14 protein-coding genes and 1 rRNA gene are annotated in these 18,126 nt (G+C 37.7%); 6 read left to right on the plus strand and 9 right to left on the minus strand.

The window, feature by feature from the left end; genetic code table 11:
* The 9 genes from SLH51_RS21785 to dnaA form a co-directional block, all read right to left on the minus strand.
* A 16S ribosomal RNA gene (locus SLH51_RS21785) occupies positions 1–68 on the minus strand; the annotation flags it as partial.
* A gap of 268 nt (positions 69–336) precedes the next feature.
* On the minus strand, positions 337–1,437 hold the full coding sequence (locus SLH51_RS21790; protein WP_335963645.1) for an HD-GYP domain-containing protein: 1,101 nt from the start codon (positions 1,435–1,437) through the stop codon (positions 337–339).
* Between the two features lie 212 nt (positions 1,438–1,649).
* Positions 1,650–4,166, minus strand: coding sequence for a DNA gyrase subunit A (gene gyrA / locus SLH51_RS21795; protein ID WP_335963647.1), 2,517 nt, complete (start codon positions 4,164–4,166; stop codon positions 1,650–1,652).
* A gap of 24 nt (positions 4,167–4,190) precedes the next feature.
* Positions 4,191–6,131: a DNA topoisomerase (ATP-hydrolyzing) subunit B gene (gene gyrB, locus SLH51_RS21800; protein WP_335963648.1), complete on the minus strand. Its 1,941-nt coding sequence runs from the start codon at positions 6,129–6,131 to the stop codon at positions 4,191–4,193.
* A gap of 101 nt (positions 6,132–6,232) precedes the next feature.
* Positions 6,233–6,511, minus strand: a complete 279-nt coding sequence (remB, locus tag SLH51_RS21805; RefSeq protein WP_335963676.1) for an extracellular matrix regulator RemB — start codon at positions 6,509–6,511, stop codon at positions 6,233–6,235.
* Between the two features lie 24 nt (positions 6,512–6,535).
* Positions 6,536–7,648, minus strand: a complete 1,113-nt coding sequence (recF, locus tag SLH51_RS21810; RefSeq protein WP_335963649.1) for a DNA replication/repair protein RecF — start codon at positions 7,646–7,648, stop codon at positions 6,536–6,538.
* A gap of 12 nt (positions 7,649–7,660) precedes the next feature.
* Positions 7,661–7,876 (minus strand): S4 domain-containing protein YaaA, encoded by a 216-nt coding sequence (gene yaaA, locus SLH51_RS21815; protein ID WP_335963650.1) that lies wholly within the window; start codon positions 7,874–7,876, stop codon positions 7,661–7,663.
* A gap of 315 nt (positions 7,877–8,191) precedes the next feature.
* Positions 8,192–9,331, minus strand: coding sequence for a DNA polymerase III subunit beta (dnaN, locus tag SLH51_RS21820; protein ID WP_335963652.1), 1,140 nt, complete (start codon positions 9,329–9,331; stop codon positions 8,192–8,194).
* Between the two features lie 188 nt (positions 9,332–9,519).
* A complete protein-coding gene (gene dnaA / locus SLH51_RS21825; RefSeq protein WP_335963653.1) occupies positions 9,520–10,869 on the minus strand; it encodes a chromosomal replication initiator protein DnaA in 1,350 nt (449 codons plus the stop codon).
* Positions 10,870–11,815: 946 nt separating this feature from the next.
* Between dnaA and rpmH the strand changes: the two genes are divergently transcribed.
* The 6 genes from rpmH (at position 11,816) to mnmG (ending at position 18,026) form a co-directional block, all read left to right on the plus strand.
* Complete coding sequence (rpmH, locus tag SLH51_RS21830) at positions 11,816–11,953, plus strand: 50S ribosomal protein L34 (RefSeq protein ID WP_003323480.1); 138 nt, start codon at positions 11,816–11,818, stop codon at positions 11,951–11,953.
* A 114-nt stretch (positions 11,954–12,067) separates the two neighbouring features.
* Positions 12,068–12,421 (plus strand): ribonuclease P protein component, encoded by a 354-nt coding sequence (rnpA, locus tag SLH51_RS21835; RefSeq protein ID WP_335963655.1) that lies wholly within the window; start codon positions 12,068–12,070, stop codon positions 12,419–12,421.
* A gap of 89 nt (positions 12,422–12,510) precedes the next feature.
* Positions 12,511–13,284 carry a YidC family membrane integrase SpoIIIJ gene (gene spoIIIJ, locus SLH51_RS21840; RefSeq protein WP_335963657.1) on the plus strand — a complete coding sequence of 258 codons (774 nt, stop codon included), beginning with the start codon at positions 12,511–12,513 and terminating at the stop codon, positions 13,282–13,284.
* Positions 13,281–13,904, plus strand: a complete 624-nt coding sequence (jag, locus tag SLH51_RS21845; RefSeq protein ID WP_335963659.1) for an RNA-binding cell elongation regulator Jag/EloR — start codon at positions 13,281–13,283, stop codon at positions 13,902–13,904. Before spoIIIJ ends, jag begins: the two co-directional genes overlap by 4 nt.
* Positions 13,905–14,389: 485 nt before the next feature.
* Entirely contained in the window at positions 14,390–15,766 is a 1,377-nt protein-coding gene (gene mnmE, locus SLH51_RS21850; protein ID WP_335963661.1) for a tRNA uridine-5-carboxymethylaminomethyl(34) synthesis GTPase MnmE, read from the plus strand.
* 373 nt (positions 15,767–16,139) lie between these two features.
* Positions 16,140–18,026, plus strand: a complete 1,887-nt coding sequence (mnmG, locus tag SLH51_RS21855; RefSeq protein WP_335963662.1) for a tRNA uridine-5-carboxymethylaminomethyl(34) synthesis enzyme MnmG — start codon at positions 16,140–16,142, stop codon at positions 18,024–18,026.
* Positions 18,027–18,126 lie beyond the last annotated feature (100 nt).

The raw sequence follows: 18,126 nt of genomic DNA on the forward strand, positions 1-18,126 counted from the left end.
CGCTCGACTTGCATGTATTAGGCACGCCGCCAGCGTTCGTCCTGAGCCAGGATCAAACTCTCCATAAAAGTGTTTGATAGCTCAAGTTATATCACGCTAGCGATATAACAAATGCAATTTTACTAAATTGCTAAACATTGACGAGAAAACATGTTTCTCTATTTCGCTTGGCTTTTGTTCAGTTTTCAAAGAACTATTTTGTCGCTTTGTCAGCAACTTTATTAGTATAACTTATCACATTAACGATGTCAAACAACTTTTTAAGTAATGTTTTGTTTCGTCTTGGCGACAAGTAATAATATAACACATATATCTTTTACTATGCAAGCATTCTTTTTATTTTTTTAATAACTCCTCAATATACAATGAATTTTGATTTTCTAATTGTACAATCGATTGGTCCGAAAGCAATTTCACCAATGACCTAGTAGGATTCTTTTGATCACAGTAAACAATTTCTGCAATATCTCCAGAGTTTAATCGAACGATTTCTCCTACAGATACTTGTGTGAAACTTTCCAATAATGCTTGGACTACTTTCAAATCAAATTTGCCAAACTGCTCTTTAGAAATAGCTTCAAGTACTTGGTAAGGGGACTTCTTCGCACGATAATAGCGCTCAGAGGTCATTGCATGATAAACATCTGCAACAGCAACAATCTGACTAAAAATATGTAGTTTATTCGCGTCGGTTCCTAAAGGATATCCACTACCATTAAGACGTTCATGATGCTGCAAAACTGATAATAGTACTGAGTCTGAAATTCCAGTAACATGCTTTAACATTTTATAACTATGAATGGGGTGCTTTTTCACTTCTTCAAATTCAATAGAAGTTAACGGACCTGGCTTTTGTAAAATTGCTGGAGATACTTTAGCGATACCAATGTCAGCTAACACGCCACTAAATCCAATTTGTAACCAATCTCCCTTAGAAAATTGTAATTTGTGTCCCAAATACACCGAGAGAATACCAACATAGACAGAGTGATGAAAAAGATAATCCTCCTTGTTGGTGTAATGGTGAAGGTGTAATAAATGTTTGGGTTCATTGATTATCTGTTCAAATAAATGAATAAAAATTTTTCTCACTTTCACCATTTCTACTAACTGCCCAGCCTGCCAGTTCTGGAATAGTTTCTTGAATTGTTTTACGGCCTCTAAGTATTGATAATGATAGTCTTTCGGTATATGCTCTATTGCCAAGTCATTATCATCTTTTCTATCTCGCTTACTTTTCATTCCAATAGGTATAAATTTTTCGCCATTTGCCAGTACTGTTTCTACTTCCACAAAGTCTACTAGAAAAAAGTGGAGCATCTCAATTAAATTATTCGTAAGTACAGTATTTCTTTTTATAATAGGAGAATCAGATAATCCATAGACATCTTTAGTTAGAATACATCCATTTTGTAACTGAACCGGTTTCACCTTCATGCAGTTCCCTCGTTTCGTCTTCCGCTTTCTAATCATTATACGTGACGTGCTATAACAAAAAAAGGTAACTTACTAATAGAATTTATAATATGCTTTTCTTTCATAATTTGACTATATTTTAGACTGCTCAGAAAAAGCTGTTAGCAGGGGCATTAATTGTATGAATGAATATAAAAAAGGTTGTTGAGACAAAGTTCCCAACAACCCCTTTTTTATTCATCTTTCTCATCTACGGGTTCATTTTCCTCAATCGTTTCTTCAGTTTCCTGAACGATTTCCTCACCAGTTTCTTCCATGTCATCTTCATCGTCAATATCAACGCGAGCAACTGTTGCTACTTCTTCACCCTCATTTACGCGGATCAACGTTACGCCTTGCGTATTACGGCCTGTTGTTGATATTCCTTCTACTTGCGTTCGAATAATGACACCACTTGCTGTGATAATCATAATATCATGTTCTGAAGAAACTATTTTCAGCGCAACTAGCGGACCGTTTCTATCAGTGATATTACAAGTCTTAATTCCTTTACCTCCACGGTTTTGAATACGGTACTCCTCAATTGGTGTACGTTTTCCATAGCCTTTTTCGGTGACAATTAAGACGTCATGTCCATCCTCAATAATATCCATTCCAACGACGTGATCATCTTCTGAAAGAGAGATACCTTTTACACCAGCTGCCGTTCTTCCCATTAATCTAACATCATTCTCAGGGAAACGAATCGACATTCCTAGCTTCGTACCTATAATCAACTCTTGCTTTCCATCAGTTAAACGGACTCCATGCAATTCATCTTCTTCTCGTAAATTTATGGCGAATAATCCACCTTTCCTAATGTTAGCAAATGATGAGAGTTCTGTTCTTTTAGCTACGCCATATTTCGTTAAGAAGAACAAATAAGCATCCTCAGTAAATTCTTCAATTGGAATTACCGTACTAATATACTCACCTTGCTCTATTTGAAGGAGATTGATGATTGGTATCCCTTTGGCTGTACGTCCTAGCTCAGGAATTTCATACCCTTTTAAACGATACACTTTTCCTTTGTTCGTAAAGAAAAGGATCGTGTGATGCGAATTGGTTGTAAAGAGATGTTGAACAAAATCATTATCATTTGTCCCCATAGCCTGTATCCCTTTACCACCACGTTTTTGATTACGATACGTAGAGATTGGCAAACGTTTAATGTATCCATGATGAGAAATCGTAATCGCAATATTAGTACGAGGAATCAAATCCTCATCTTCAACTTGATCCTCACTCATCGAAATAACAGTACGACGTTCATCGTTAAATTTCGACTTTACATCAGATAATTCTTCACGAATAATATCGAGAACTTTTTCTTCATCTGCTAAAATCGCTTTTAATTCGGCAATACGAGTCATTAATTCTTGATATTCACCTTCGATTTTGTCACGCTCTAAGCCAGTTAGACGTTGTAAGCGCATGTCTAGAATAGCCTGCGCTTGCTCATAACTAAGTTCAAAGCGCTCCATTAGACCATTTCTTGCAATCTCAGTCGTTTGCGAAGCCCGGATCAAACTAATCACTTCATCTAGATGATCTAAAGCAATTCGTAAACCTTCAAGGATATGGGCACGAGCTTCTGCCTTACGAAGTTCAAAAGCTGTACGACGCCTAATTACTTCAACTTGATGATCTAAATAATGTTCAAGACACTGTTTTAGATTTAGTACTTTTGGTTGTCCACCAACAAGTGCTAATAGATTAATACCAAAGCTCGATTGCAGTGACGTCTGTTTATAAAGATTATTGAGAAGGACGTTGGCATTGGCATCGCGTCTTAACTCAATGACAATACGCATTCCATTTCGATCCGATTCATCACGTAAATCCGTAATTCCATCAATCTTCTTTTCTCTTACCAATTCAGCAATTTTCTCAATAAGTCTTGCTTTGTTAACTTGATATGGAATTTCCGTAAAAATAATTTTCTGTTTTCCGTTCTGTTCTTCGATCATTGATTTTGCACGTAGCGTAATCGATCCACGCCCTGTTTGGTAAGCTTTTCTTATCCCCGAACGACCTAAAATCTCAGCACCTGTAGGGAAATCAGGTCCTGGAATATATTCCATTAAGTCTTGAATCGAAATATCGCGGTCTTTTGATAACGCTAGTACGCCATCAATCACTTCTCCTAATTGATGAGGAGGAATATTCGTTGCCATCCCAACGGCAATACCTGATGCTCCGTTTACTAACAGATTAGGAAAACGCGCTGGTAGAACAATTGGTTCACGTTCACTACCATCATAGTTGTCTTGATAGTCAATTGTATCTTTATTAATATCTCGTACAAGTTCCATCGAAATCTTAGACATTTTAGCTTCCGTATAACGCATTGCTGCTGCCGAGTCACCATCAACAGACCCAAAGTTTCCGTGTCCGTCAATTAGCATATAGCGGAAACTAAAATCTTGCGCCATCCGTACCATTGTTTCATATACGGCTGAATCACCATGGGGGTGGTACTTACCGATAACTTCTCCAACGATACGTGCTGATTTTTTATATGCTTTATCAGACGTCATCCCTAGCTCATTCATCGCAAATAAAATACGACGGTGCACCGGTTTTAAGCCATCACGAACATCAGGAAGCGCACGACTGACGATAACACTCATCGCATAATCCATAAATGAGGACTGCATTTCTGTACTAATATTCCTTGCTTTTACTCTTGGTTGATCTTGCTCAGCCATTACTTTAAACCTCCATCTTCAAGCCTATATATCAAGATTTTGCACATATTGCGCGTTCTCTTGAATAAAATCACGGCGTGGTTCTACACGGTCACCCATTAATATTTCAAAAACTTCATCAGCTTTTATCGCATCTTCTAGCGTAACTTGAAGAACCGTTCTGTATTCTGGATCCATTGTTGTTTCCCAAAGTTGTGTTGGGTTCATTTCACCTAACCCCTTATAACGCTGAATCCCAAGTTTATCTTTATTAGGAATTTCTTTTAGTGCCTCTTCCAATTCTTTATCTGTATAAACATAACTTACTTCTTTCCCTTGGCTCAGTTTATAAAGTGGTGGTTGAGCTATATAAACATAGCCATTTTCAATTAACGGGCGCATATAACGATAGAAGAACGTTAAAATTAATGTTCGAATATGGGCACCATCGACATCGGCATCTGTCATAATAATAATTTTATGGTAACGAGCTTTCTCAATGTTAAACTCATCACCAATTCCCGTACCAAACGCAGTAATCATTGCACGAATCTCATTATTAGCAAGGATCTTGTCTAATCTTGCCTTTTCAACATTAATAATTTTTCCACGTAGAGGTAAAATAGCTTGAAAATGACGATCTCTCCCTTGCTTCGCCGAACCACCAGCTGAATCTCCCTCAACGATATATATTTCACTAATAGATGCATCTTTTGAAGAACAATCGGCTAATTTCCCTGGGAGGGAGCTAACTTCTAAAGCACTTTTTCTTCTTGTTAATTCACGTGCTTTTTTGGCCGCTTCTCTAGCTCTCGATGCCATTAGTCCTTTTTCGACAATTTTTTTAGCTACTTGAGGGTTCTCAATTAGGAAACGTGAGAAATGTTCACTAAAAAGAGAATCCGTAATGGTTCTTGCTTCGCTATTTCCTAATTTTGTTTTCGTCTGCCCTTCAAATTGCGGGTCAGGGATTTTCACAGAGATAATCGCCGTTAATCCTTCACGAACATCTTCTCCGGATAAATTAGGATCAGCTTCTTTAAATAAATTGTTTTTCCGCGCATAGTCATTAATTACTCGCGTTAAACCAGTCTTAAAACCCGATTCATGAGTTCCACCCTCATGAGTGTTGATGTTATTAGCGAACGAATAAATATTACTTGTGTAGCTGTCATTGTATTGAACAGCTACTTCAACAGTTAAGCCTTCTTTTTCACTCTCAATATGAATTGGCTCATCGTGTAATACTTCTCTTGAACGGTTAAGATGCTCTACAAATGAGCCAATCCCACCTTCGTAAAAATAGGTCGCTTCCTTCCCATCCTCACGCTTGTCCGTAATGATAATCGTTAATCCTTTATTTAAAAACGCCAACTCACGAAGACGAGATGCAAGTGTGTCATATTCATAAACCGTTGTTTCTTTGAAAATGTCAGTATCTGGTTTAAAGTGAATGATCGTTCCTCGTTTTTCCGTTTCACCAATCACCTCTAAATCAGCTGCAGGTACACCTTGATGATACTTTTGGTAATGGATTTTCCCTTCACGGTGTACTTCTATTTCCAAGGTTGTTGAAAGAGCATTTACAACCGATGCACCTACACCGTGTAATCCCCCAGAAACTTTATATCCGCCGCCACCAAATTTACCACCAGCATGAAGTACAGTCATAATTACTTCAACAGCTGGACGTCCCATTTTCTCATGAATTCCAACAGGAACACCACGGCCATTGTCTTCAACTGTAATGCTATTATCTTCTTCAATGATGACTTTGATCGTATCGCAATAACCAGCCATCGCCTCATCAATACTATTATCAACGATTTCCCATACTAAATGATGCAAGCCACGTGCACTTGTTGATCCAATATACATACCAGGGCGTTTCCGAACAGCTTCTAACCCTTCTAAGACTTGAATTTGACTCTCGTCGTAAGACTGTTGTGTTGAATGTTGTTCATTCGTCACTCTGTTCACCTTCATTCTTCAATATCGATCTATTAGAAATTAGATAAAAAGGAATGTCACTCCCTTTTATCAAATCTTGAACACTCTATTTTACCACCTGTTTATATGAAAATCTATTAAGGGTCAACCTCGTCTTCTTTTTCTAGATGCATATCGATGATCGCCTTCCCTAGGGCTCTTCGGTTTAACGTTAAAGAAGACACTGGTGAATAATAAATTTCTTCATTTGTTACAACAATTGATTTAATATAATCAGCCGAAATAACAGTTTTCGTTTTCCGCTTTTCTTCTTCTTTTAGATACGTGTCTGTTATTGATGATGATTCTTTAGCATCAATATTTAAAATGGTAATAATATCTTTAGACCTAATAATGACATCTCCACCTAAATGCATAAACACAATGTTTCACCGCCTCAGTTATTGAGTAGTAATCGTTCCGTCTGAAACATGGAAAATAGTCGCTTGATTCAACGTTTGTTGATCAATCCCACTCACATTTGTCGTTGTAACAAATGTTTGTACACGGTTTTGAATGGTATGAAGAAGGTGGGACTGACGATAATCATCCAATTCAGATAACACATCATCAAGAAGTAAAATTGGATATTCACCAATCTCCGAATAAATTAATTCTATTTCGGCTAACTTAAGTGAAAGTGCGGTTGTTCTTTGCTGGCCTTGAGAACCATACGTCTGAACATCTCGACCATTAATAGAGAAACTAAGGTCATCTCGATGAGGTCCAAACAACGTCACTCCTCTTTGAATTTCTCGTGTTCGTTGTTTTTCATACGTTTGATAGAATTCTTCTTTTATTTTCGACAAATCCATCGCTTCTGATACGTCAGCTGAAGATTCGTACCGGATCTCTAGCTTTTCTTTCCCTCTGCTAATATCATAATGGATTTGTTCGGCCCATTTTTGAAGACGTTTCATAAATCCATACCTTCGTATCGTCACTTCTGCAGCTAACATAATCATCTGGTCGGTTAAAATATCTAACATCTCTTTTGAACCCTTACCAATTTGAAGAGTTTTTAATAGATGGTTACGTTGTTTTAGAACTTTTTGATATACCCCTAAGTGGTGGAGATAAATACGACTAATTTGACCAAGCTCCATATCAAGAAATCTTCTTCGGATTTGAGGACTACCTTTAACAAGATTTAAATCTTCAGGTGCAAACATAACCACATTTGCTGCACCTACATATTCACTAAGTCTTTTTTGCTCGATTCCATTTACTTTTCCCTTCTTGCCTTGCATTGAAAGAATCAGTTCAATCTCAAGCTTATTTGACTTTTTGGCTATTTCCCCATGAATTCGTGCAAATTCCTCTCCCCAACCAATCAACTCTTTATCTTTAGATGTTCGATGGGATTTGGCCAGTGCTAATACGAAGATGGCCTCAAGAATATTGGTTTTCCCTTGTGCATTTTCTCCTAAAAATACATTAATTTGGCGATTAAATGTAACTTCCACTTTTTTATAGTTACGGTATTGGCGTAGAGTAAGCTGATTCAGATACAAAAGGGATTCCCCCTAATTCGCGACAATTTGATATTTTTCTCCATCTTCAAGAGTTATAATATCACCTGGTACAAGCTTTTTACCTCGGCGATTTTCTTCCTCTTCGTTCACATAAACAACATGCTCAGAAAGATACCACTTAGCCATCCCACCTGTATCAATTACGCCTACTTCTTTAAGCATCTGCCCTAGTGTTATGTAAGCTGTTGAAATGACGACTTCATTCACATTTACCACTCTCTCTATTTTAAATATATATTTTTAAAAAATAATAACCTGCGCTGCCATCGTTTCAAATGATAAGTACTTGTGACAGCGAGTCATGAATCGCCTCATGCAGCAAAGTGAAGACAGCAAATCATACGTGAGTTGCTGTCTCTTTTATCCGTTAATTCAATTATCCTTCTCTATATTGTACTAAACGAGCGCATGCAAGCCAAGTCCTATTCGCAAGCCAGGAAAAAAGGTTGATTTTAGAGGTCACTAAAAAAGATCGATTTTCAGTGACCTGCGCTTTTCATTTTCTTTACTTGGCTCTTTAGTTTAATACGTACGCACAGGCGAAAATAAGTGTAAATAGTGATCGTGTTCAATTGGACGAATGACAAACGGACTCATTGCTCCAGTAAAAATAATTTTAACTTCTTCACTATCAATAACTTTTAGAGCATCGATAATATTTTTCCCATTAAAGGAAATTCTCATCTCCTCGCCTTGCATTTGTGTCTCAATGTTCTCAGTTACTTTTCCTACTTCTGGAGAAACCGATGTAATCTCAACATTCCCTCCATCTAACGTTTTTAAATTAATGACATTATTTTTGCCTTCTCTAGATAATAATAACGCACGCTCAAGTGTTTGTAAGAACGGTTTTGTTTTTAGTTGTAAAGAAGTTTTTGTTTGAGTTGGAATCATGCTTTTTGTTACAGGATATTTCCCTTCAAGTAATCTCGAAAAGAATAAAAGATTTTTCATTTTGAACAAAACTTGATTTTCCGTTACAACTACGTCAACTAACTCATTCGAATCATCAATAATCTTGCTTAATTCATTCAAGCTCTTCCCGGGAATGACAACATTTGAGAACGATAGCGTTTCATCATTTTTTTCAATTGTCGCTTTCCTCATAGCGAGCCTATGACTATCTGTTGCAGTACAGATCAATTCACCTTCATCCGTTTCTAAGTTTACACCTGTCAACACCGGACGTGTTTCCTGAGTGGACACCGCAAAGACAGTTTGGCGAATCATATTTTTTAATATGTCTTGAGGGAGACGGAATAATAAGTCCTCCTCAAGTTGCGGCAGACGTGGGTACTCTTCTGGATCAAGTCCATTTAAGTTGAAAACAGATGATGCGGACCGTATTGTTGCAGCAAATTGATCTTGAACAATTAATTCAACATCTTGACCAGGAAGTTTCTTTACGATTTCAGCAAAAAAACGAGCTTGTAAAACAATGCTACCCTTTTCTTGTATTCTAACGATTTCAGTTCCTTCTTCTTCCTTCGGGATGAATACTTCAATTGACACATCAGAATCACTACCAGTCAGAGTTAATCCCTCTTCATGTGCAACAATTTTAATTCCTGTCAGGATAGGAATAGTTGTTCTTGATGAAACAGCTTTTGCTACATTTTGAACATCATGAACAAAACGATCACGATTAATAGAAAAACGCATATCAAAACTCCTTAATTATTATAGTTATGTTTTTAAAGAAATAGTAATAATAGTAATAGGGGCTGTGAATATGTGGATAACTGGATGTAGTAAGTAAAATACCAGCCTATTCACATGTTAGTAATGTGTTAATAGGCTGGTTCCATTTATTCACACTGTACACAGGTTCTAATTTCTACTAGAATAGTCTACTTTCGTAATAAATCCATTAATTCTTGTACTTTCTCTTGAAGTTCTTGATCAGTTGCAAGTAATTTTGAGATTTTTTCGTGTGCGTGTATGACGGTCGTATGATCGCGTCCGCCAAATTCGCTTCCGATCTTCGGCAGAGAAGCATCAGTTAACTCTCTCGATAAATACATAGCTATTTGTCTTGGGAAAGCAACTGATTTCGTTCGTTTCTTCGCTTTGAAATCTTCCAATTTCACATGATAGTGTTCGCCTACTAACTTTTGTATGTCAATAATCGTCAGTATTTTAGGCTTAGAGTTAGGAATGATATCTTTAAGTGCTTCTGCTGCTAAATCAGCATTCATATCTTGGTTAATTAAGGATGAATAGGCAACGACACGAATTAGCGCTCCCTCTAATTCCCTAATATTTGTATCTATTTGATTGGCAATATAAAGCATAACTTCATTAGGAATATCAAGGTTCTCAGCTTTAGCTTTTTTGCGTAAGATCGCAATTCTTGTTTCGAGATCAGGAGGTGTAATATCCGTAATCAAGCCCCATTCAAATCGCGAACGCAATCTGTCTTCTAGTGTTGGAATTTCCTTTGGTGGCCGATCACTAGAAATAACGATTTGTTTCGATTCTTCATGTAATGCATTAAATGTATGGAAAAATTCTTCTTGGGTTTGTTCTTTTCCAGCTAAGAACTGAATATCATCAATGAGAAGAACGTCTACATTTCGATATTTATTGCGAAAATGTACAGCTTTATTGTCACGAATCGAGTTAATAAACTCATTTGTAAATTTTTCTGATGATAAATAGACAACTTTCGCATTTGGATTGTGGTCCATTACATAATGACCAATGGCGTGCATTAAATGGGTTTTGCCAAGACCAACTCCACCATAAATAAACAGTGGATTATATGCTTTTGCTGGAGCTTCTGCAACAGCAAGTGAAGCGGCGTGAGCAAATCGGTTCCCTGACCCAATGACAAAAGTATCAAACATATATTTATCGTTTAACATCGTTTTTGACATATTAACTGATGTCACTTCTTGCTTTTCTTGCTTTTTGGGGACAGGTTCTGGAATGAAGTCTTCTTCCATTTCATGTTGAGGGATAACAAATTTGGGTTTAAGACGTGTTCCTGTCAATTGCTCAATTGTTTCAGAGGTTAACTCTGCATAATGGTCTTCAAGCCAATCACGTGCAAATTCGTTCGGTGCAGTTATGACAATCGTGTCGTTTTGAATATCGTTTGCTTTCGTGGCCTTTAACCATGTTTCGAAACTAGGTTTGCTGACCTTTTTTTCAATTTCAGCAAGTGCCTGTTCCCATAAGTCATGGATATTCTCCAAAAGTTTCCCCCTCCTTCTTTCTGAAATAACGAACAGTTATCCACCTCCTTGTCGAACTTTTGTACAAGGAGGTGGATACAGTCGAATAAATATACATTCACACGCGTTTGTGTAAAATTTATAATATAGTAGAAAAACGTCTAAATGTGAGTTTTGAACAGGTTGTGGAGAACTGTATTCACACAAGATAAAAGATGTCCACAATGTTACCCACAGACTGTGGACAAAAATAAATGTAAAATACTTGTCCACGAGTGAAAACAATTCAATCATAGCAAAAAAAGTGCACAGTCGCAATGGTTTGTTGTATTTATCCACATAATACTGCATGTTGTGTCTATAAATTATCCACAGTACAAGATATGTGTGTAACTTGTCGATAAAATTGGGGAGAGGTCGAAAAATGTCTAATGATACTTATCCACAGGTTGGTGGTTGGGAAGTTGAATTAAGTTGTAGAACTGTAAAGAGAGCCTAGATGAACTTTGTAAGGTGGCGTTAATTGATCTATTTTAGAAAAGTTGTTTAGTTATTTCATATAGATAAGTGTTTCAAAAAAGAAATATTCGCTTTGAATATATTTTTAACGTTAATTAAGAGGGAGTGTTGGTTTTGCTCTTTGCTTAAGAAGGTGCGTGAATAGGGAGATAAATCAAAGAGGCATTGGCTTCACTCGTTGCGACGTAGTTATTCGAAAAGGAAAAACGTCTTTTCGAATAAATAGGAAGGTAAATCAAGGGGGCATTGGCTTCACTCGTTGCGCGTAAAGTGGAAAAGAACACTCCTCTTTACTTAAGAGCTTGCAACGGCTTCGCTCAATGCGAAGTAGTTATTCGAAAAGGAAAAACGTCTTTTCGAATAACTACTTCTTGACAAGTGGGGTGTCGTTTCTTATAATTTACAAGAATGTCTTTTAGATAAGTTAATCCTCAGGGAGGTGTTATAGATGGGAAAACCAACATTTCAACCGAATAATCGTAAGCGTAAAAAGGTACACGGTTTCCGTGCACGTATGAGCACAAAAAATGGCCGTAAAGTATTAGCTCGTCGTCGTCGTAAGGGAAGAAAAGTATTATCTGCATAGGCCACTGAATGTCAGTGGTCTTTTTCTTCTTTATATAGAGATCTATATGACTGATTAGTGGATGAGAACGATGTCAGATAAAAAAAGTTCTTGTTTGTTAAGGAGTGTAAAAGATTGAAAAAAGAGCAACGGATTAAAAAAAACGATGAGTTTTCACAAGTATTTAAAAAAGGACATTCCGTTGCAAACCGTCAGTTTGTTCTTTATTCGTTACCAAAAGAAGGACAATCTTCATTTAGACTTGGACTTTCTGTTAGCAAAAAAGTAGGGAATGCCGTAACACGAAATCAAGTGAAACGATACATTCGTGAAGTATTTCGTTTAAAGGAAGAAATGATTCATAGAAGTGCAGATTATGTTGTCATTGCTAGAAAACCTGCTGCTACAATGAATTTTCATGAAGTGGAGCAAAGTTTGCTGCATGTATTAAGGAAAGCACGTGTTTTTAAAAATACAAAACGTGTGTAAAGTTGAATGATTCAAAATGGTTTATTTTTGTTGGATAAGCCTTTCATATATATAATTAAGAAGTGAATGAGGAACAAGGAGGAGAATACGTGCTGAAAAAATTTGGTTTGGTTACCTTGATGGTGGGACTTCTTGTTGTAATGACAGGTTGTTTTAATATTGAAGAACCAATTACTAAGGATAGTACTGGTTTTTGGGATTCATATTTTGTTTATCCATTATCATGGCTAATCATTTATTTTGCTGAACTTTTTAATGAAAATTTTGGACTATCGATTGTAGTAGTTACGATTTTATTACGTATATTACTTTTACCTTTAATGATTAAACAGACAAAGAGTGCAAAAGCGATGCAAGCAATCCAACCGGAAATGGCTAAGCTTCGTGAAAAATATAGTGCAAAAGATCAAAAGACGCAACAAAAGCTTCAACAAGAGATGATGGCAATGTTCCAAGAACATGGTGTCAATCCGTTAGCTGGTTGTTTGCCATTGTTCATTCAAATGCCAATTTTACTTGCATTTTATCATGCAATTATGCGAACTGGAGAAATTGGTAATCATCCATTCTTATGGTTTGAATTAGGTACACCAGATCCAATTTTCTTACTTCCTATTATTGCGGGGGCGACAACTTTCATTCAACAAAAGATGATGATGGTGACAGACAACCCGCAAATGAAAATCTTATTATATGTAATGCCAATTATGATCTTCGTATTTGCGATCTTTTTCCCAGCAGCTCTTACGCTATATTGGGTAGTAGGGAATTTGTTCATGATTACTCAAACCTATTTCATTACAGGACCAAATGTCGGGAAAGCTAAGACGGCTGAGCCAAAAACGGGAGGTAAAAAGAAGTGACCTATTTAACCGTATTAGGAAAAACAGTTGATGAGGCTATTGCAAAAGCAATAAATGAGTTGCAGACAACAAGAGAGAAACTTTCATACCGTGTCATTGAGGAGCCGAAAAAAGGTTTTTTAGGTATTATTGGTTCAAAGCCTGCAAAAATTGAAGCCCATGTTCTACCTGATCCGGTTGAATTAGCGCAAAACTTCTTAGAAAAAACGGTTACGCTCATGGGTCACGAAACAACGATTACAAAAACAGTCTCTAATAAGAGAATTTTATTTGAACTAGCTAGTTCAAATGATAGTGGTCGTTTAATTGGAAAAAGGGGTCAGACTCTTGAATCTCTTGAATACTTGACGAACCTCGTTTGTAATCGTGGAGATCAATCGTATACACGTCTTGAGCTTGATATTGGAAACTACCGTGAGCGACGTAAACAAACTCTAAAGCAACTTGCTTTGAGAGTTGCGAGTAAAGTAAAAGAATCAAAGCAGCCTATGCCTTTGGAACCAATGAATGCCCTCGAACGAAAACTTGTTCATGAAACAATTAAGTCTGTTCACGGTGTTGGGACGGAATCAAAAGGAAAAGGGGTAAACCGACATATTGTCGTTTTGCCAGTGAAGTAGAAAGAAAATCCTCTATCTCGATGGTAGGGGGTTTTTTAGCATACTATAAGTAGCGAGTGAAACAGTTACACGTGATGGTGAGAGCGATTGCTACCTATTTGACTCAAACCTTAAAGTCTAAAATAGCATTTCAAAAATAGCTGTGATATTCTAAGGTTTTAGATATTGTTCCCAAAGGGCGCTTTTCCCTTTGGGAACAATATCGGAGCAATGAGTGGAACCACTGCAAGGTTTTAAGCGATTTATGAGTGGGTTTCTCATAAATTGCGCGCAGTGAGAGAAGCCATTGCATCATCAGTGAGTAAACGGAATTTTAATTATCCCAAAGGGCGCTTTTCCCTTTGGGAACAATATCGGAGCAACTACTTTTTTAGAAAGTAAGGATTCTATGCTATATAGAAAGTGAAAAAAGTCGATACTATTTATGAATAGTATGTGCAATAGATTAGTTGCGTGGAATGTAGAACGGGAGAGGAGTGAACGAAATGGAATTTGATACAATAGCAGCAATTTCTACTGCTCTTGGCGAAGGGGCAATTGGGATTGTGCGATTAAGCGGTGACGACGCTATTTTGATTGCGGATCAATTATATAAAGGGAAAGAGCCGCTCTCGCAAGTTCCATCTCATACAATTGTCTATGGTCATATCATCGACTTGGCTTCAAATGAACGAGTAGAAGAAGCGATGGTATCGGTTATGCGCGCGCCAAAAACGTTTACGCGTGAAGATGTTGTTGAGATTAACTGTCATGGTGGACTGCTTTCTGTGAATCGAGTTCTTAAGTTAGCACTAAGACATGGTGCTAGATTAGCTGAACCAGGAGAGTTTACGAAGCGTGCTTTTTTAAATGGAAGAATCGATCTTTCGCAAGCTGAAGGGGTAATTGATTTAATTCGAGCGAAAACGGATCGTGCGATGAATGTTGCACTAAATCAAGTAGATGGCCGGTTATCGAAGAAACTTGCAACTTTGCGCCAAGCGTTACTTGAGACGGTAGCACATGTAGAAGTTAATATTGATTATCCTGAATATGATGCTGAAGTAATGACGCATCGTATTTTACAAGAAAAAGCGATATTTGTAATAGAGGAAATTGATCAACTGTTAGGAACAGCTGCGCAAGGAAAGATTTTACGTGAAGGGATTTCTACTGTTATTATCGGTCGTCCAAACGTAGGGAAATCATCACTATTAAATAGTTTGGTTCATGAAAATAAAGCAATTGTTACTGATGTTGCTGGGACAACACGAGATATCATAGAAGAATATGTTAATGTAAAAGGAATACCACTCAGGTTAGTTGATACGGCAGGTATTCGTGAGACGGAAGATCTCGTTGAACGAATCGGTGTGGAGCGTTCAAGAGAAGTTCTAAAAAAAGCAGATCTCATTCTTTTGGTGTTAAACTATGGAGAAGAATTGTCTCCAGAAGATGAAGCTCTTTTTGAAGCGGTCGAAAAAATGAATGTGATTGTCATCGTTAATAAGACCGATATTGAAAAGAAGATTGATTTAGAAAAAGTAAAGAGCCTCGCTCGAAGTAATCCTCTAGTCACGACATCACTGCTACATGATGAAGGAGTAGAGCAGTTAGAACAAGCCATTGCAGATCTATTTTTTGAAGGTGAAATTGAAGGCGCTGATGTCACATATGTTTCAAATACTAGACATATTGCCCTGTTAGAACAAGCAAAGGCAACGATCCAAGATGCCGTAGCTGCAATTGAAATGGACGTTCCAATTGATTTAATTCAAATAGATGTCACAAGAACTTGGGAACTATTAGGTGAAATCATTGGCGACAGTGTGCAAGAAAGCCTAATTGACCAGCTCTTCTCTCAGTTTTGCTTAGGAAAGTAGCCTGATTATAAAAAGGTCGAACTTTACCTTTTTATAATCAGGCGTAGCAATGAGCGGAGCCGCCGTAATCCCTTAAGCCTTTTGGGCACTCTTCCCCGAAAGGCGCACGGCGAGAGAAGCCATTGCCACATCTCGATGAATGCAAGGAATAAGGGTGAAAAAGCTCTAAGTAACTACTTGGAATTGAAGAAATAACGGAGCCGCTGTAAGCCTTTTGTGAGACCTTTTTTGAAAGCGAAGGATTCTCACAAGGGTAGATTGAGCCACATTCCCAGGAAATAATGAGAAGTTGTACTGGTTTCAAGAGTGTAAAACAAATACATGAATACAATACTCACTATTTTTGAGTATTTCTAATAAGGAGGTTAGAGTTATGAGTTATGATGGTGGACAGTTTGATGTCATTGTTGTTGGTGCTGGTCATGCAGGGGTAGAAGCAGGTCTTGCATCAGCGAGAATGGGAGCTAAAACATTAATGTTGACACTGAACTTAGATGCAGTTGCTTATATGCCGTGCAACCCTTCTGTAGGTGGACCGGCAAAAGGAATTGTTGTAAGAGAAATTGATGCATTAGGTGGTGAGATGGCACGCAATATTGATAAGACACATATCCAAATGAGAATGCTGAATACAGGGAAGGGCCCTGCCGTTCGTGCATTGCGTGCACAGGCTGATAAGTATCTCTATCAACATGAAATGAAAAAAACGATCGAGGAAAATGAAAATTTATTACTCCGCCAAGGGTTGGTTGAACGACTGATTGTTGAAGATGGTGTTTGTAAGGGAGTAATTACAAATACAGGAGCCCGGTATCATGCCAAAGCAGTTGTTATTACGACTGGTACTTACTTAAGAGGGAAAATTATTATTGGTGACTTGGCGTACGAGAGTGGCCCTAATAATATGCAGCCATCTGTGCAGCTCTCATACCATTTAAAAGAACTTGGTTTTGATATGGTGCGCTTTAAAACAGGGACACCCCCTCGTGTCAATGGGAGTACGATTGATTATGACCAAACAGAAATTCAACCAGGTGATGACAAGCCACGTGCTTTTTCATTCGAAACGACAAAGTATATTACTGATCAATTGCCTTGTTGGTTAACGTATACGAGTGAGGATACACACCAAATTATTAATAATAACTTGAGCCGTTCCCCTATGTATTCAGGGATGATCGAAGGGACAGGACCACGTTATTGTCCGTCGATTGAAGATAAAATTGTCCGTTTTAATGATAAACCGCGACACCAAATTTTTCTTGAACCTGAAGGAAGAAATACATCTGAGGTATACGTGCAAGGCTTATCAACAAGCTTGCCAGAGGATGTGCAGTTAGAAATTTTGAAGTCTGTTCCTGGATTGCAAAACGTACGAATGATGCGTCCTGGATATGCGATTGAATACGATTCAATTGTTCCGACTCAGTTATGGCCGACCCTTGAAACAAAGAAGGTGCCAGGTTTATTTACTGCAGGTCAAATTAATGGAACATCTGGATATGAAGAGGCTGCTGGACAAGGAATTATGGCAGGAATTAATGCAGCAAGAGCTGCACAAGGAAGAGAAGGAATTATTCTTGACCGCTCCGAAGCCTATATTGGTGTCTTAATTGATGACTTAGTAACGAAAGGGACAAATGAGCCGTACCGTCTACTTACATCGCGTGCAGAGTATCGTTTGCTTCTGCGGCATGACAATGCAGACTTACGCTTAACGGGAATAGGTTATGACATTGGGTTAATTCCACAAGAACGTTATGATCGTTTCTTGCAGAAAAAAGAACAAATTACAGTCGAAAAGAAGCGACTAGAAGGAATTATTGTGAAGCCTTCAACAGAATTAAATCGTATATTAGAGAAGACAGGTTCAGTTCCTCTGCAAGAGGCAGTTCGTGCAACGATGTTGTTGAAACGACCACAATTAACATATGAAGATGTGGCACAAGTCATTGAGGCGCCAATTGAACCAATTTCTGATGATGTAGCAGAGCAAGTTGAAATACAAGTGAAATACGAAGGTTATATTGAAAAGCAACTTCAACAAGTCGAGCGTTCGAAGAAGATGGAGAACAAAAAAATTCCTGAGAATCTTGATTACTTTGCTATTAATGGATTGGCTACTGAAGCAAAGCAAAAATTGTCTCAAGTACGCCCGCTTTCTGTTGCTCAAGCATCAAGGGTATCTGGTGTAAACCCTGCAGATATTTCGATTTTACTTGTATACCTTGAGCAAGGAAGATTAGCAAAAACTCAATGAAAATAGGCGACTTACTTAGTATCAGGCTGTCATTTTGTTACGTGAAAAAAGCAGCCGATAATTCAGTAAGTCCCGTTATACATATGGAAGTAAATCAAAA

The organism is Halalkalibacter kiskunsagensis (genome assembly GCF_037027555.1).
Taxonomy (GTDB): Bacteria; Bacillota; Bacilli; order Bacillales; family Bacillaceae_D; genus Halalkalibacter; species Halalkalibacter kiskunsagensis.

Bases quoted from the DNA above. Each gene is read 5' to 3' on its own strand.
- mnmE (WP_335963661.1), top strand. From the start codon at position 14,390: ATGGAATTTGATACAATAGCAGCAATTTCTACTGCTCTTGGCGAAGGG.
- dnaN (WP_335963652.1), bottom strand. From the start codon at position 9,331: ATGCGTTTTTCTATTAATCGTGATCGTTTTGTTCATGATGTTCAAAAT.
- mnmG (WP_335963662.1), top strand. From the start codon at position 16,140: ATGAGTTATGATGGTGGACAGTTTGATGTCATTGTTGTTGGTGCTGGT.
- SLH51_RS21790 (WP_335963645.1), bottom strand. From the start codon at position 1,437: ATGAAGGTGAAACCGGTTCAGTTACAAAATGGATGTATTCTAACTAAA.
- gyrA (WP_335963647.1), bottom strand. From the start codon at position 4,166: ATGGCTGAGCAAGATCAACCAAGAGTAAAAGCAAGGAATATTAGTACA.
- remB (WP_335963676.1), bottom strand. From the start codon at position 6,511: ATGCATTTAGGTGGAGATGTCATTATTAGGTCTAAAGATATTATTACC.
- rpmH (WP_003323480.1), top strand. From the start codon at position 11,816: ATGGGAAAACCAACATTTCAACCGAATAATCGTAAGCGTAAAAAGGTA.
- gyrB (WP_335963648.1), bottom strand. From the start codon at position 6,131: ATGAAGGTGAACAGAGTGACGAATGAACAACATTCAACACAACAGTCT.